Origin of the sequence: Halomonas sp. BN3-1 (genome assembly GCF_003056325.1) — a bacterium.
GTDB classification, from domain to species: Bacteria; Pseudomonadota; Gammaproteobacteria; order Pseudomonadales; family Halomonadaceae; genus Halomonas; species Halomonas litopenaei.
The window spans coordinates 85420-99697 of sequence record NZ_PYVV01000005.1 but is presented as its reverse complement, the minus strand read 5'-3'; the positions used below and the strand labels follow the sequence as shown (position 1 = coordinate 99697).

Here is a 14278-nt window from a genome sequence, read left to right as displayed (position 1 = left end):
CAGGCACCCCCTGCCGCTACACAGCGTGAGCGGCGGGGCTCTCCCTCACAAATACCCAAGATAGGCACGAACTCGGTGCCTGTTCTCGCCATCGATCGCCGATGCCTGACGGCATACTAAAGATGTGGCACGCCCGCACGCTAGTACATTACCGCCCCTCGAGGGGCCACAGGCTCAGGACTTCAGGACATGGCGAAATCTCGACGGCTCATCTGGTGTCTGGTGATCCTGGTCATCCTCGCATCCTTCGGTGCCGCGGCCGGGTTCTACCTGCTGTACCAGGAAAAGGCGCACGCAGAATCAGCAGACACCTTCGGCGAGCATATGGCCCAGGCCAGCACCGGCGCGGTCGAAGATACGGCGCCCATCTACCTGAAGCTGGAGCCCTTCACCGTCAACCTGGCCGAAGACAACGCCGGACCGCGCCTGTTGTACGCCGGCCTGACCCTCAAGCTCAGCGATGACGCTAGCCTCGAGACGCTGGAACAGCACCGTCCCCAGGTGCGTAACCAGCTGTTGTTGCTGCTGTCGGACCGCGAGGCCGAGACACTGGTCAGCGCATCGGGCAAGAAGGCCCTGGCCGAGGATATCGTCGCCACCCTGGAAGACGTGCTCGGCCCCGAGCGTCCGCGCATCCATATCGATGATGTGCTGTTCACCGAGTTCATCGTCCAATAGGTCGCCCCCATGTCTCAAGACGATCTCCTGTCCCAGGAAGAAATCGACGCACTGCTCAAGGGCGTCAGCGGCGACGACGATGCCGAGGGCGAAGACAACGCAGCTCGAGGGCGCTTGCGCCCCTTCGATCCGGCCAATCAGCAGCGCATCATCCGCGAGCGTCTGCAGGCTCTGGACATCATCAACGAGCGCTTCGCCCGCCACTTCCGCACCGGCATGTTCAACCTGCTGCGGCGCAGCGCCGACATCAGCGTCGACGCCGTGCGCTACCTCAGCTACAGCGAGTTCTCGCGCAACGTGCCGGTGCCCACCAACATCAACATCATCGCCATGAAACCGCTCAAGGGCTCGGCCCTGATCGTGTTTCCCCCGAGCCTGGTGTTCATGGTGGTGGACAACCTGTTCGGCGGTGACGGCCGCTTCGTCACCAAGTCCGAAGGGCGCGAGTTCACCAATACCGAACAGCGCATCATCCAGCGCGTGCTGAACATGGCCATCGATGGCTACAGCGAGGCCTGGAAGTCCGTCTACCCGCTGGACATCAGTTACCTGCGCTCGGAGATGCAGTCCAAGTTCGCCAACATCACCAACTCGCCCAACGAGATCGTGGTCAGTACCAGCTTCCATCTGGAGGTCGGCAACCTCTCGTCCAGCTTCCAGATCTGCATGCCCTACAGCATGATCGAACCGCTCAAGGACCTGCTGACCAACCCGTTGAGCGAGAACAGTCGCGACAAGGACGGCGCCTTCCACCGGCGTATGGCCGGCGAGCTGCGTCATCCAGAGGTAGAGCTGGTGGCCAACTTCGCCACCATCGACTCGCGCATCGCCGAGGTGATGGCGCTGAAGGTCGGTGACATCCTGCCGCTCGAACTGCCCGATACCGTCACCGCCCAGGTCGACGAAGTGCCGGTGATGGAATGCGAATACGGCAGCCAGCGCGACCAGCGCGCCCTCCGAGTCCTGCGGATGTTCGACCACGCCGCCGGTCACCAGCCCAGCAACGCCTTCGTCAAAGGCTCTCGGCCTCCTTCCAAGGAATCGCACCATGACTGACCCCAATAAACCCGACTCCCCTGTCGGCGACGACGACTGGGCCGCCGCCATGTCCGAACAAAAGGACGATGCCACCAGCGATGGCGCTGGCGAGGACGACCCCTGGGCCGATGCCATGGCCGAACAGCAGGCCGCCGAGGAAAACCCGGGCGAGCAGGCCCCAGAAGATACCCCTGCCGCAGCGCGCGCCGCAGGAGACAGCGTGTTCCGCCCGCTCGGTGAAAGCACCTCCTCCAGCGCTGCCCGCGAGCTCGACATGATCATGGATATCCCGGTCAAGCTGACCGTGGAGCTTGGTCGCACCCGCCTGACCATCAAGCAGTTGCTGGAACTGGCCCAGGGCTCGGTGGTGGAACTGGAGGGGCTGGCCGGCGAGCCGATGGACATCCTGATCAACGGCTACCTGATCGCCCAGGGCGAAGTCGTGGTGGTCGAAGACCGCTACGGCATCCGTATCACCGAGATCATCACCCCCTCCGAGCGGGTGCAGAAGCTCAACCGATGAACGAAACCACCTCCAGCGCCGCCGTCGACGGACTGGCCCAGGGAGGCGACAGCCTGCTGGGACTGGCCATGCTGGGCAAGACCGCCGCCGCCCTGGCACTGATCATCGCCATCTTGCTGGGCCTTTCCGCCTGGCTGAAGCGGCGGGGCGGCGGCTTTCACGGCCAGCAGTCCCGGCTCAAGGTGGTCGGCTCCACCGCCGTCGGTCAGCGCGAGCGCGTGGTGGTGGTCCAGGTCCAGGATCGCTGGCTGGTGCTCGGCGTCGGCGGCGGTCAGGTCAATCGGCTGGACAGCCTGCCCGCTCCGACCGACGAGGCGACGCCCGCCCAGCCGGACGCGCCACAGGGTGACAGCTTTGGCGAGCGCCTGGGCCAGGCTCTCAAGGCCAACCTTGGTCGGCGAGAGCGGTGATGCAACAGTTGATGCTTCTTCAGCGCTGTCTCTCCTCCCGTCCCTGGACGCCACTTGTGGCCAGCCTCGGACTGGTCCTGGTTGTCTGTCTGCTGGCTGCCGGCCCGGCCCAGGCCCAGCAGATCCCGGGCCTGATCAGTGAACCCATGGCCGACGGCGGGCAGAAATGGTCGCTGTCGCTGCAGACCCTGCTGCTGCTCAGCGCCATGGCCTTTCTGCCCACGGCGCTGCTGATGATGACCAGCTTTACCCGCATCATCATCGTGCTGAGCCTGCTGCGTACCGCCATGGGCACCGCCTCGACGCCACCCAACCAGGTGCTGCTGGGCCTGGCGCTGTTTCTGACCGCCTTCATCATGTCGCCGGTGCTCAGCGACGTTTACCAGGACGCCTGGCTGCCACTGTCCACCGACGCCATCGATTTTGGCCAGTTCATCGAGCTCGCCCAGCAGCCCTTTCGCGAGTTCATGCTGGGCCAGACCCGAGAGCCGGACCTCGCCATGTTTGCCCGCCTGTCCGAGGTCGGCCCCCTGGCCGGTCCCGAGGACGTGCCGTTGCAGGTGCTGGTACCGGCCTTCGTCACCAGCGAACTGAAGACCGCCTTCCAGATCGGCTTCACCATCTTCATCCCCTTTCTGATCATCGACCTGGTGGTCGCCAGCGTGCTGATGTCACTGGGCATGATGATGGTCCCGCCGGTGACCATTTCGATGCCGTTCAAGCTGATGCTGTTCGTGCTGGTGGACGGCTGGCAGCTGATCATCGGCTCGATGGCGGAAAGCTTCTATTTATAGGCCCCCGACGACAGGGCCCCGGCACAGGCCTACGGGCCCAGACAAGGCGGCGCCAGCAAGGAGACTCGTCATGCATCCCGAAACCGTCATGAGTTTGGCCTACCAGGGCATGCGCGTGACCCTGCTGCTGGGGGCGCCGCTGCTGCTTACCGCGCTGTTCACCGGCCTGCTGGTCAGCCTGTTCCAGGCCGCTACCCAGATCAACGAGATGACGCTGTCGTTCATTCCCAAGATCCTGGCCGTGTTTGCCGTGCTGGTGCTGGCCGGTCCCTGGCTGCTGCAGCTGATCATCACCTTCACCCGGGAGCTGTTTACCAGTATCCCGGCGCTGGTGTCCTGAGCCGGGCCACCTGCGCTGAAGCCACCGGCCCTATCCCCGAGGCGCCCGCGTCCTGATGGTCGAGATCACCTTCACCCAGCTGCATGCCTGGCTCAGCCTGTTCCTGTGGCCGTTCATGCGCATCACCGCGCTGATGTTGAGCGCCCCCCTGTGGGGCCACAGCGCGGTGCCTACCCAGGCCAAGATCGGGTTGGCCGGTGCCATCAGCGTGGTCATCTCGCCGATGCTGCCACCGCTGCCCGATGTCCCGGTGGCCTCCTGGGCTGGCCTGGGGCTGGTGGTCGAACAGCTGATCATCGGCGTGGCCATGGGCCTGTGCGTGCGGATCATCCTGGTGGTGGTACAGGCAACCGGTGAATTTATCGGGCTGCAGATGGGCCTGGCCTTCGCCACCTTCTTCGACCCTTCCAGCGGCACCAACATGGTCGTGATCTCGCGTTTTCTGTACATGATCACGCTACTGATGTTCCTGGCGGTGAATGGCCACCTGATCGTGCTGGAACTGTTGATCACCAGCTTCGAGACCCTGCCCATCGGCATCCAGCGCTTCAACCCTGAAGCCTTCATCCTGCTGGCCCGCTACGGCGGCACCATCTTTGCCACCGGCCTGCTGCTGGCGCTGCCACTGGTCGCCCCGCTGCTGACCATCAACCTGGCACTCGGCATCCTCAATCGCGCAGCACCCCAGCTGACCGTATTCAATATCGGCTTCCCCACCTCTCTCAGCGTCGGCCTGGCACTGCTGATGGTCCTGATGACCGACCTCGGTCGCTTTCTGCAGCGCCACTTCCACCAGGGTCTGGATTTCCTGCAGTCGCTGCTCGACACCCTGGCGCCCCTGGCAAGCTGACGGTGCCGGAAGCGATTGGAAGCGACTGGAAGCGACTGGAAGCGACTGGAAGCGACTGGAAGCGACTGGAAGCCAGGCGCGATATCAGACTCGCGAACGACCCCGATCAAGCCGAGACTCACCGGGCTGCAGGCAGCGGCACACCCGAGACCAGGGCGGCTAGCGCCACGCTGATACGATAGATACCCGATCATCGGCGAGATGCAGGCACGCATGGGCGCTTCACCACACACGGACGAGCAGGACAGGCAGCCCCCCGCCCTGACGGCGAATGCTCCGACAGACAACCAGGCCTCGACAGACAACCAGGCCCCGACAGACAACCAGGCCCTGACGGCGACCGATGCCCTGGCCCGGCTACCGATACTCGCCCCCTGCCTGCCGGAATTTTCCCGCATTCGGCCCTGGCGCCAGCGCCACCGTTGCCGCCCCGCCGCCGTGCTCGGCTGGGGCAACCGGGGGACCACCCGTCGCGCCAGGCGCCTGGCGACGGACAAGGGCCTGCCCTTCGTCGCCCTGGAAGACGGTTTCGTGCGCTCCTGGGGGCCCGCCGACGAAGGCTTCGCCAGCCTCTCCCTGGTGGTGGATCATAGCGGCATCCACTACGACGCCTCCCGGCCCTCCGATCTCGAGACCCTGATCAACCACGCCGACATCGACGCCACCGAGGAAGCACGGGCCAACGCCTTGATGGCGCGCCTGCGGCTCGCCCGACTGTCCAAGTACAACCACGCCCCTGACATCCGCCTGGCCGAATCATCCCGGCCCAGGGTGCTGGTGGTGGACCAGACCCGAGACGACGCCTCCATTGTCGGCGGCGGGGCCTCGGAGGCCACCTTTGTTCGTATGCTTGAACAGGCCCTGGAAAGCCATCCCGAGGCCGAAATCCTGATCAAGATCCATCCGGAGGTGATCGCCGGGCGACGCCAGGGCCACCTGCTGGGGGCCGCCGGCCGTCCCCGCTGCCGCCTGATCACCGACGACATCAATCCCTGGGCCCTGTTCGACGTGGTCGAGGCGGTCCATGTGGTCACCAGTCAACTCGGCTTCGAGGCGCTGCTGGCGGGCCTGCCGGTCACCTGTCACGGCCTGCCGTTCTATGCCGGCTGGGGCCTCACCCAGGACCGACAAGGCTGCGCGCGGCGCCAGCGACGAGCCTCCCTGGCCCGGGTATTCGCCGCCGCCTACGTGCGCTACACACGCTACGCCAACCCCTATACCGGCGAGCCAGCGATGCTGGACGACACCCTGGACCTGCTGGAGGATCAGCGCCGTCAGATACAGCGCGGCGCCGGGCACTGGCGATGCTACGGTCTGTCGCGATGGAAGCGCGGCTTCGTGACGGACTTCCTCGGCCCCCTGTCGCGAGTCGATCAGCTGCCACTGAGCTCGCTGAAATCGACCGATTCATCGTCTGAAACGTCATCCGACCCAGCACCCACGCCAGTGAATCATCTGGTGTGGGGCAGCCAATATCCCCGAAGAGACGATGTCCATCGCATGGAAGACGGTTTCCTGCGCTCGGTGGGGCTCGGCATCGATCTCACTCGGCCGCTGTCGCTGGTCATCGACGGGGCCGGCATCCACTACGACCCCACCCGTCCCAGCGAGCTCGAGCGACTGATCGAGAATGGCGAGTTCAGCCCGCGGGACCATCTGCGCGCACGCAGGCTGATCTCGCGGCTGGTACAACGGGGTCTGTCCAAGTACAACGACGGCCACGACGCCTCGCCCAAGCCCGGTTTGCCAGCGCTGCCCAGCGATCGTCCCCGGCTGCTGGTGATCGGCCAGGTGGAAAGTGACGCTTCGGTACGTCACGGTGCCTGCGAGACCCGCACCAATCGCGCCCTGCTTGCAGAGGTGCGCCGCCGCCACCCCAACGCCTTCCTGCTCTATCGTCCCCATCCGGACGTGGTCGCCGGCGTACGCCAGGGCGAGCAGGTTCCCGCCGAGGCCTACGATGTGCTGGCAGCAGAGGGCAACATCACTGCCCTGATCGATCAGGTCGACGAGGTTCACACCCTGACCTCCCTGGCGGGCTTCGAGGCGCTACTCCGCAATCGCCCGGTGATTACCTATGGCCTGCCGTTCTACGCCGGCTGGGGACTGACCCGGGATGAGGCAGCGACGCCCCCTCGGCGATGTCGGCGCGCCACCCTGGAAGAACTGGTCGCAGCGGCACTGATCCACTACCCCGGCTACGTGGACCCCGTTACCCGCCAGCCAATCAACGTCGAGACCGCGATCACCTTGCTCGAACGCCAACGCCAGCAAGGGCCAAGGCTGAGGCTGTGGCAACGCCTCTACCGACACGTCCGGCGCTATCTGTACGGGCGCTATTGAGACGGCGCGCCAGTCCTTGCCCCTTGCCCCTTTTCCACCACAGGAGGACTCGACAGATGACGGCCCCCCAGCGCCTGATCCTGATTACCGGTGCCACCGGCGCCATCGGCGGCGCCTTGGCGCGCCACTACGCCAGGCCAGGGCATCATCTGGTGCTTCATGGGCGTCGCCAGGACACGCTGGCAGAGATAGGGCAGCGCTGTCGCGACCAAGGCGCCGAGGTCAGCCTGGCGAGCGGCCCCCTGGAAGACAACGACGCCCGACAGGCCTGGCTTGCGGGGCTGTCACGGACGCCGGATATCGTGATCATGTGCGCCGGCATCAACACCGGCGTGGTCGATCGCCGCGACGGCGAATCGCTTCAGGCAGGACGTCAGCTGATGGAAATCAATCTACGCGTGCCGATGGAAATGGCGCGCCAGCTTGCCCCTGCCATGCAGCGTCGAGGCCGTGGCCAGCTTGTCTTCATCAGCTCACTGGCCGCCTGGCATGGGCTGCCGGTCACCCCCAGCTACAGCGCCAGCAAGGCTGGCATCAAGGCCTACGCCGAGGCTCTGCGCGGAGGACTCGCCAGCGATGGCGTCGGCGTCACCCTGGTGATGCCAGGCTACGTGGATTCGGCCATGGCCCGGGCGATGCCAGGCCCCAAGCCATTCATGTGTTCCCCCGAAAGGGCGGCCCGGCGCATTGCCAGGGCCATCGATGCCAATCGTCCCAAGGTCAGCTTCCCACTGCCACTGTGCCTCGCCACCCAGGGACTGACCCTGTTGCCGCCGAGGCTGGCACAGGCCTTGATGCGATGGTTCGGCTACGGCGTGCCCTGATGTCGTCGGCGCAAGACACCAGGGAAGCAGTGGCCACATAAGCCCCTGCTGATGACGCCCGAATTTCATCAATCACGTCGGTTTTGACACCATCTTTGCCGATAAAACGCCAACTCTCCCTCGCACAGGCATTATCTGCACAGGATTTCGCACCCCACGCCCCTTGATGCTTAACAATGGCCGTCACTCATGCCAACTCCTGAAGCCGGCCTCATCGACCACTGATCATCACGATCGCCCCGCCGGTGTCAGGCGCTACGCCAGACATCCTGGCAGGAAGCCGACTTCACCCATCAAGGCAGGTCCCATGAACGAGCCAGAGTTCTTCCCGATGCCCCGTGCCTCACGCCACTGCTCCTCCCCCTTGTGTGCCTGGAGATACCTTCCCCTCGCCCTGATCCTTGGCAGCGCCTCGTCGAGTGCCCTTGCACTTGACGTCGACCTCGCGCCACTCGACCAGAGCGCCACCACCTTCGTCGGCACCCTGGGAGATCGCCCCCTGACCCTGGAGTTGCTCGGCCAGCAGGCGGTGACAGGAGGAAGCCGTGTGTTCGTGCGCATCAATGACAGACCCGTCACCCTGAGGCTACCTGCGGGCATCACCCTGGCAGAGATCGATGGTCAGACCCCGGTGGTGCTCACCGACGGCGAAGGCAAGGTGCTGCTCGCCGGGCGCCTCGATGCGCTCGGCCGCGATCGCACCCTCGCCCTGGCCGATGCACTGGGCCTGCTGGAACTCGACCAGACCCTGTACGGCGCCCAGAAACAGGCTATGGCCCAGAACTTTCGGCCGGTCACCCAGCGCATCGACGCCACCATGGCCCCACTCGGCGACGGTCCCTATCAGCGTCCGCCGGGGATAAGTGTCTGGAGCACCGCCGAGATCGGTGATCTCGACGGCGATACCCGAAGTTCGGACTACTCCGGCGATGGCAAGGTCGCCCTGCTGGGCATCGACTACCGCTACCGCAACCTGCTGGTCGGCGTGGCCGCCGGCAAGAGCGAGATGTACCTGGATGGAAAAAGTGGTGGCCACACTGACCTGGGCGGCGAGATGGTCGCGCCCTACGCCGCCATCGCCCTGCTGAACGACCGCCTGGTGCTGGACGCTACCTTGCTGTTTCAGGACCTGGACGGCAGCGCACGACGCGACTATCTGGTCGAGGGCATCGATCTCGACGGCGATCGCTGGGGAGCGCGCGGCGCCGCCACCTACCACCTGCCGAGCTATCAGCTGACGAGCCAGCACCGGATCGACTCAAGCCTGACCCTGGGCGGGACCTATCTGGATGACGATGTGGATGGCGACTACCTGCAGGGGGAAACCGACTACGGCGAAGAAACCGGCGAAGTCTTTGCCGGCGTTCGACTGGGTGCCGACGTCTTCACCGGCCGCCTGTTCGGTGGCCTGCTCTACCACTACGACGTGTCCAGCGACGTGGACGACGACGCCGACTTTCTCGAAGGGAGCGATGACGATCGTACCGTGCTGGAGCTCGGTGCCACCCAGCGGCTCGGCCGCGGCGTGGACGTTACCCTCGCGGGCCAGACGACACTGGGCAGCAGCGCTACCGAATACGACGTGATCAGCGCCTCGCTGTCCTACGACTTCTAGGCCTTCCAGGACCGCCTGAGGAAACAGGCTTGTGCTCGAGCATTGGTCCCGCAACGAAGACTAGGCGCTGTCTGAAAAGTCGACGAGCGCAGGCACTTTTCAGACAAGCCCTAGTCCGGTCCAGGGGCGGACTCGCACTGGGCGAGGCGCGCCAGCAGCAAGCGATCTCACAACGCAGCCTGCGACAATTGCCTGATTCCTCGACACTTCCCAAGTCCAGCCACACCACAGCCTGCCTGCAGACGGACCAGCGGCCGCGCAGCAAGCAAACAAAAACTCAGGAAAATGAGTGAGAAACCTTCGGGATCAGGACAGCCAGGATAAGGGTCCGCCAAGGGCCGCAGCCCTCGGGACACCTGAAACCGCAGAAAGAAAACACTCGATGTCGCAAAGAAAAAGCCAATCCGAGCCAACGCCCGAATCGGCATAAATTTCTAGAATTCAAGCGCTACTGTGCCAGGGCGGCAGCCAATGCCTGCTCCCAGCGCGCGTCGCGCTGGCCACACACGACAAAGAACGGATTGAGCAGCGACTCACCGCGATTGCAGCGCAGCGGCTCCAGGGTCCCTGCGTCCAGCACCTGTCCACCGGCGGCGGTGACCACCGCCTGGGCAGCGGCGGTGTCCCACTCGCAGGTCGGTGCCAGGCGCGGGTAGAGATCGGCCTTTCCCTCCGCCACCAGGCACAGCTTCAGCGAGCTACCCATCGAGGTGCACTCGGTGGCCGGCAAGCGTGAACAGAAAGCCTCGAAGGCCTCGGCACCGTGGCGGCGGCTACCCACCACCACCCAAGGGGCCTCGGCGGGGTCCGGCAGTTCACGCGCATGGATCGGCTGGCGCGACTCGCCCTCGGATCGCCAGGCGCCATTGTCCTGTTCACCGAACCAGGTCACCCCCAGCACCGGCGCGTGGACCACCCCGAGCACCGGGACGCCATGCTCGATCAGCGCCACATTGAGGGTGAATTCACCGTTGCGATTGACGAACTCCTTGGTGCCATCCAGCGGGTCCACCAGCCAATAGCACGACCAGCCGAGACGTGTCTCGGTGGCGATCTCCCCGGATTCCTCGGACAGCACCGGTACCTCCGGCGTCAGTCGTCCAAGCAGCGCCACCAGGGCGTGGTGGGCGGCCAGATCGGCCTCGGTCAATGGGCTATTGTCGTCCTTGTGCTCGACCTCGAAGTCGCGCTGATAGATCTCGAGCACCAGTCGACCGGCCTCTTCCACGCCGGCGACCAGGGCATCCTTGTGTTCACTGCTCAGAGAAACGGGCACGCCAGACTCCTTGATAAAAGGCCCGATCGGAGTCGACACGACGGGCCGATACACAGTACCGGGAAGGCCAGGCCTTCCCGGAAATCGATGGTGCCAAGCTTAGCGTGAGTGGCGTATCGAGCGCAGCGCTGCAAGCGGATCGGCACGGGTCCGACGCCGCGCGCTCAGGACGAGATCAGCGGCAGCCACTTCCCCCCCTTCTACAACGCTCCAGCCAACCCGATGACCGGTGAGGAACGACGCCCTCGGCGGCGATGGCTTCTCAATAGAGCCTTGCCTTGATGATCGGCTTGAGCAGATAGCTCAGCAGCGATCGCTCACCGGTCTGGATGTCGACCTCGGCCACCATGCCGGGCCGAATGGCGAGACGCTCGCCGTGGCGCTCCAGGTGGGCTTCATCGGTGCGCACCAGCACCTCGTAGTAGGACACCTTGCCGCGCGGCGTTTCCTCTTCGATCGTGTCCTCGCTGATCTGCTCCACCGTGCCTTCCAGGTCGCCGTAGATGGTGTAGTCGTAGGCCGTGATCTTGACGCTGGCCGGCATGCCCGGCGCCACAAAGGCAACGTCCTCCGGCCGAATCCGCGCTTCGATCAATAGCTGGTCTTCCAGCGGCGTGATTTCCAGGATCGGCTCGCCAGGCTGGATGACCCCACCGGTGGTGGTGACCATGATGTCGTTCACCCGCCCGTGCACCGGCGACACGATCTCGGTGCGCTCGAGCTGGTCGCGACGCTGCAGCAGGGTCTGCTCCAGCGTCGACAGCTCCGCCTGCTTGGTGGAAAGCTCGGCATAGGCGTCCTGGACATAGGTGTTGCGCATCTCGGCCAGCTTGCCGGCCAGCGAGGCCACCGTCTGCTGCAGCTTCAGGACCTCCATCTCGCTGACGGAGCGTCGCTCGACCAGCGGTTCCAGCAGCCTCAACTGGCGCCTGGCGATGGCCATCTCGTCCTCGATGGAGGCCTCCGCCTGCAGCAGGCGATTGCGCCGGGCCTCGAACAGCGCGCGTTCGGAGCGCGCCAGCTCGCCCCGTTCATCGATATCGTCGGGAAAACGGATGCTCTCCTGCTCCAGCACCTCCGCTTCCAGGCGCGCGATAGACGCTCTGAGGACCTCGACCTGACTCATCGTTTCCAGGTAGGCGCTGCGAAAACGCGTATCGTCCAGCCGCAGCAGGGGCTGCCCTGCGGCGACCCGCTCGCCCCGCTGCACCAGCAGGCGCTCGAGGATGCCGCCCTCCAGGCTCTGTATCGTCTGCATGCGTGACAAGGGCACCACTTTGCCGTCGCCGCGCGTGACCTCGTCGATGGTGGCCCAGGACGCCCAGGCGATAAAGATCGCGATGGTGGCGACGCAGGCCCACAGGATGGCGTGGGTTCCCTGGGGCAGCGAGCTTCCTCCCTGCAGCTGTTCCAGCACCCGTCGCTGGCGTGATGTCGCGCTGGCCATGTCATTGTCCTCCTGCGGCGCGGGCGGCGGTGGTCCTGACCTGATTGCCCGAGACCACCTTGTCGACGGGGCCATCCATGACCCGCCGGCCATCCTTGAGCACCACCGCCCGGCGCACCAACGACAACAGCGACTTCTTGTGGGTCGAAATCACCACCGTCCGTCCCTCCAGCCAGCGTGAAAGGAAGGCGATGACCTGCTGTTCGTTGGACTGGTCGTAGGCAGCCGTAGGCTCATCCATCAGCACGATACGCGGGTCCTGCAGGATCAGTCGGGCCAGGCCGACCGCCTGGCGCTGACCACCGGAAAGGCTGGCATTGCCCTGAAGGGGCATATCCAGCCCCAGGGCGTGTCGGCGGACGAAGCGACCGAGGCCGACATGGTCGAGCGCCTCCATCAGCTCCTCGTCGTGATAGGCGCCGCCGTCCAGCATCAGGTTGTCACGCAGGGTGCCGTGAAACAGCGCGATGTCCTGGGGCACATAGCCGATGGCCCGGCGACGATCCCCTGGCTCGATCTGGCTCAGGTTCACCTCGTCGAGCTGGACCGTCCCGCTCGCCGGATCGATCAATCCCGCCAGCAGCCGCAGCAGGGTCGACTTGCCCGCGCCATTGCCTCCCAGCAGGGCGATGCGCTCGCCCGCGGCAATAGACAGCGAGTCGAGCGCCAGGGCCGGCGGCGCATCCTGTTGATAGGCGAGCCCGACCTCGCGCAGTTCGTAACGCCCCTGGACCCGTTCCTTGCGCACAAACTGGCGTCCAGCCGGGCGTTCTGTCGGGGCGTCCATCAGGCCATCCAGCCCCTCCATGGCGACCTTGACGTGCTGCCAGCGCGCCAGAATACCGGCCACCTGGGCCATCGGCGCCACCACCCGTGAGGTCAGGATGGTACAGGCGATCAGGCCACCCACGGTCAGCTCGCCGGCGGAGATGACATAGACACCGGCGATGACCACACCGACATACACCAGCTGCTGAACCATGGAAGCGCCGTAGGTCAGCTTGGATGACAGCCGCCGATGGCGGGTGGAGGCATCGGCGAGCTCTTCTGACAGGCTGTCCCACAGCCGCAGGTGGCGGCCCTCGGCACGACTGGCCTTGACCGATTCCAGATGGTCGATGGTCTCTAGCAGTACCCCCTGGCGCACCGCCCCTTCACGCAGGTTCTGGCGCGACAGCCGCGCCAGCTTGCGCTGGGCCAGCAGGCCGGGCAGCACCATCATCACGATGCCTGCCACCGGCACCCACACCATGTCGCCACCGATAAAGTAGATGACACCGAGAAACAGCACGACGAAGGGCAGGTCGCTGATCGCACCGATGGTGGAAGACGTCAGGAACTCGCGAACGCTCTCGAACTCTCGAACCTGGCTGGAAAAGGCCCCCACCGACCCGGGCTTGGCCACCAGGCGCAGGTTCATCACCTGCGAAAAGAGCCGCGACGACAGCTGTTGATCGAGCTGCTTGCCGGTATTGTCGAGCAGGCTCGCCCGCAGTACCCGCAGGCCAAATTCGAGCAGGATCGCCAGACCGACACCGCTGGCCAGGATCCACAGGGTGGAGAACGCCTCATTGGGCACCACCCGGTCATACACCTGCATGGCAAACAGCGCCGTACCGATGGCCAGCAGGTTGGCCATCAAGGCCGCCACGCCGACCTCCACCCAGGTTCCCCAGCAGCGACTCAGAGGGCCTTTCAGCCAGTGCTCCTGCGGCTCCTCGGCGAAGCCTCCGGCCCGATCATCCGGCTGAAGATCCGGCCTGGCGACGATCGTCACGCCGGTGTGCCTGGCGCAAAGCTCTCGGGGGCTCCAGGTTTGGGTGCCACCACCGCTTTCACTCAGCAGTACCTTGATCGCGCCCTCTTCACGGGCCACCACCGTCACCCAGCGCTCGTCGTCCAGCTCGATCAGCACCGGCAGCAGGTCATCGGCCAGCTTGTCCAGCGGAACGTCGAGGCAGCGTGCCTTCATCTGTACCCGCCTCAGCGCGCGTGGCACCTCGGACACGGGTAGCCGCCCCTGCTCCAGCGGCAGGCCATCGCCGAGTTCGGCGGTGGTGCAATGCCGGTCCCACTGCTCGCACAGCACGACCAGCCCCTCTCGCAATGCGTCTCCAGTCACGCCTTGTGACGACTCCAT

13 protein-coding genes are annotated in these 14278 nt (G+C 65.2%); 10 read left to right on the top strand and 3 right to left on the bottom strand.

Features of this window, described 5'->3' with window-relative positions:
* Window positions 1–189: 189 nt before the first annotated feature.
* The 10 genes from fliL (at window position 190) to C9F12_RS08585 (ending at window position 9415) form a co-directional block, all read left to right on the top strand.
* Entirely contained in the window at window positions 190–678 is a 489-nt protein-coding gene (gene fliL / locus C9F12_RS08630; protein WP_045992438.1) for a flagellar basal body-associated protein FliL, read from the top strand.
* A 9-nt stretch (window positions 679–687) separates the two neighbouring features.
* A complete protein-coding gene (gene fliM / locus C9F12_RS08625) occupies window positions 688–1734 on the top strand; it encodes a flagellar motor switch protein FliM (RefSeq protein WP_045992439.1) in 1047 nt (348 codons plus the stop codon).
* Window positions 1727–2239 (top strand): flagellar motor switch protein FliN, encoded by a 513-nt coding sequence (fliN, locus tag C9F12_RS08620; protein WP_045992440.1) that lies wholly within the window; start codon window positions 1727–1729, stop codon window positions 2237–2239. The genes fliM and fliN overlap by 8 nt, the downstream gene beginning before the upstream one ends.
* Window positions 2236–2649 carry a flagellar biosynthetic protein FliO gene (gene fliO / locus C9F12_RS08615; protein WP_045992441.1) on the top strand — a complete coding sequence of 138 codons (414 nt, stop codon included), beginning with the start codon at window positions 2236–2238 and terminating at the stop codon, window positions 2647–2649. The genes fliN and fliO overlap by 4 nt, the downstream gene beginning before the upstream one ends.
* Window positions 2649–3443, top strand: coding sequence for a flagellar type III secretion system pore protein FliP (fliP, locus tag C9F12_RS08610; RefSeq protein WP_240184212.1), 795 nt, complete (start codon window positions 2649–2651; stop codon window positions 3441–3443). The genes fliO and fliP overlap by 1 nt, the downstream gene beginning before the upstream one ends.
* Before the next feature lie 70 nt (window positions 3444–3513).
* Window positions 3514–3783 (top strand): flagellar biosynthesis protein FliQ, encoded by a 270-nt coding sequence (gene fliQ, locus C9F12_RS08605; protein WP_045992443.1) that lies wholly within the window; start codon window positions 3514–3516, stop codon window positions 3781–3783.
* Between the two features lie 55 nt (window positions 3784–3838).
* Window positions 3839–4633, top strand: coding sequence for a flagellar biosynthetic protein FliR (gene fliR, locus C9F12_RS08600; RefSeq protein WP_108448597.1), 795 nt, complete (start codon window positions 3839–3841; stop codon window positions 4631–4633).
* A 213-nt stretch (window positions 4634–4846) separates the two neighbouring features.
* Window positions 4847–6976, top strand: coding sequence for a capsular polysaccharide biosynthesis protein (locus tag C9F12_RS08595; protein ID WP_108448711.1), 2130 nt, complete (start codon window positions 4847–4849; stop codon window positions 6974–6976).
* 56 nt (window positions 6977–7032) lie between these two features.
* On the top strand, window positions 7033–7800 hold the full coding sequence (locus tag C9F12_RS08590; protein ID WP_108448596.1) for an SDR family NAD(P)-dependent oxidoreductase: 768 nt from the start codon (window positions 7033–7035) through the stop codon (window positions 7798–7800).
* A gap of 307 nt (window positions 7801–8107) precedes the next feature.
* Complete coding sequence (locus C9F12_RS08585) at window positions 8108–9415, top strand: autotransporter outer membrane beta-barrel domain-containing protein (RefSeq protein WP_108448595.1); 1308 nt, start codon at window positions 8108–8110, stop codon at window positions 9413–9415.
* Between the two features lie 448 nt (window positions 9416–9863).
* Here the strand turns inward: C9F12_RS08585 and cysQ are convergent, their stop codons facing one another.
* The 3 genes from cysQ to C9F12_RS08570 form a co-directional block, all read right to left on the bottom strand.
* Window positions 9864–10691 (bottom strand): 3'(2'),5'-bisphosphate nucleotidase CysQ, encoded by an 828-nt coding sequence (gene cysQ, locus C9F12_RS08580; RefSeq protein ID WP_240184211.1) that lies wholly within the window; start codon window positions 10689–10691, stop codon window positions 9864–9866.
* Between the two features lie 262 nt (window positions 10692–10953).
* Window positions 10954–12138: an HlyD family type I secretion periplasmic adaptor subunit gene (locus C9F12_RS08575; protein ID WP_108448594.1), complete on the bottom strand. Its 1185-nt coding sequence runs from the start codon at window positions 12136–12138 to the stop codon at window positions 10954–10956.
* Between the two features lies 1 nt (window position 12139).
* Complete coding sequence (locus C9F12_RS08570; protein WP_108448593.1) at window positions 12140–14278, bottom strand: type I secretion system permease/ATPase; 2139 nt, start codon at window positions 14276–14278, stop codon at window positions 12140–12142.

Coding starts and splice junctions, on each gene's coding strand:
- fliL (WP_045992438.1), top strand. CDS start 190: ATGGCGAAATCTCGACGGCTCATCTGGTGTCTGGTGATCCTGGTCATC.
- fliM (WP_045992439.1), top strand. CDS start 688: ATGTCTCAAGACGATCTCCTGTCCCAGGAAGAAATCGACGCACTGCTC.
- fliN (WP_045992440.1), top strand. CDS start 1,727: ATGACTGACCCCAATAAACCCGACTCCCCTGTCGGCGACGACGACTGG.
- fliO (WP_045992441.1), top strand. CDS start 2,236: ATGAACGAAACCACCTCCAGCGCCGCCGTCGACGGACTGGCCCAGGGA.
- fliP (WP_240184212.1), top strand. CDS start 2,649: ATGCAACAGTTGATGCTTCTTCAGCGCTGTCTCTCCTCCCGTCCCTGG.
- fliQ (WP_045992443.1), top strand. CDS start 3,514: ATGCATCCCGAAACCGTCATGAGTTTGGCCTACCAGGGCATGCGCGTG.
- fliR (WP_108448597.1), top strand. CDS start 3,839: ATGGTCGAGATCACCTTCACCCAGCTGCATGCCTGGCTCAGCCTGTTC.
- C9F12_RS08595 (WP_108448711.1), top strand. CDS start 4,847: ATGGGCGCTTCACCACACACGGACGAGCAGGACAGGCAGCCCCCCGCC.
- C9F12_RS08590 (WP_108448596.1), top strand. CDS start 7,033: ATGACGGCCCCCCAGCGCCTGATCCTGATTACCGGTGCCACCGGCGCC.
- C9F12_RS08585 (WP_108448595.1), top strand. CDS start 8,108: ATGAACGAGCCAGAGTTCTTCCCGATGCCCCGTGCCTCACGCCACTGC.
- C9F12_RS08575 (WP_108448594.1), bottom strand. CDS start 12,138: ATGGCCAGCGCGACATCACGCCAGCGACGGGTGCTGGAACAGCTGCAG.
- C9F12_RS08570 (WP_108448593.1), bottom strand. CDS start 14,278: ATGGAGTCGTCACAAGGCGTGACTGGAGACGCATTGCGAGAGGGGCTG.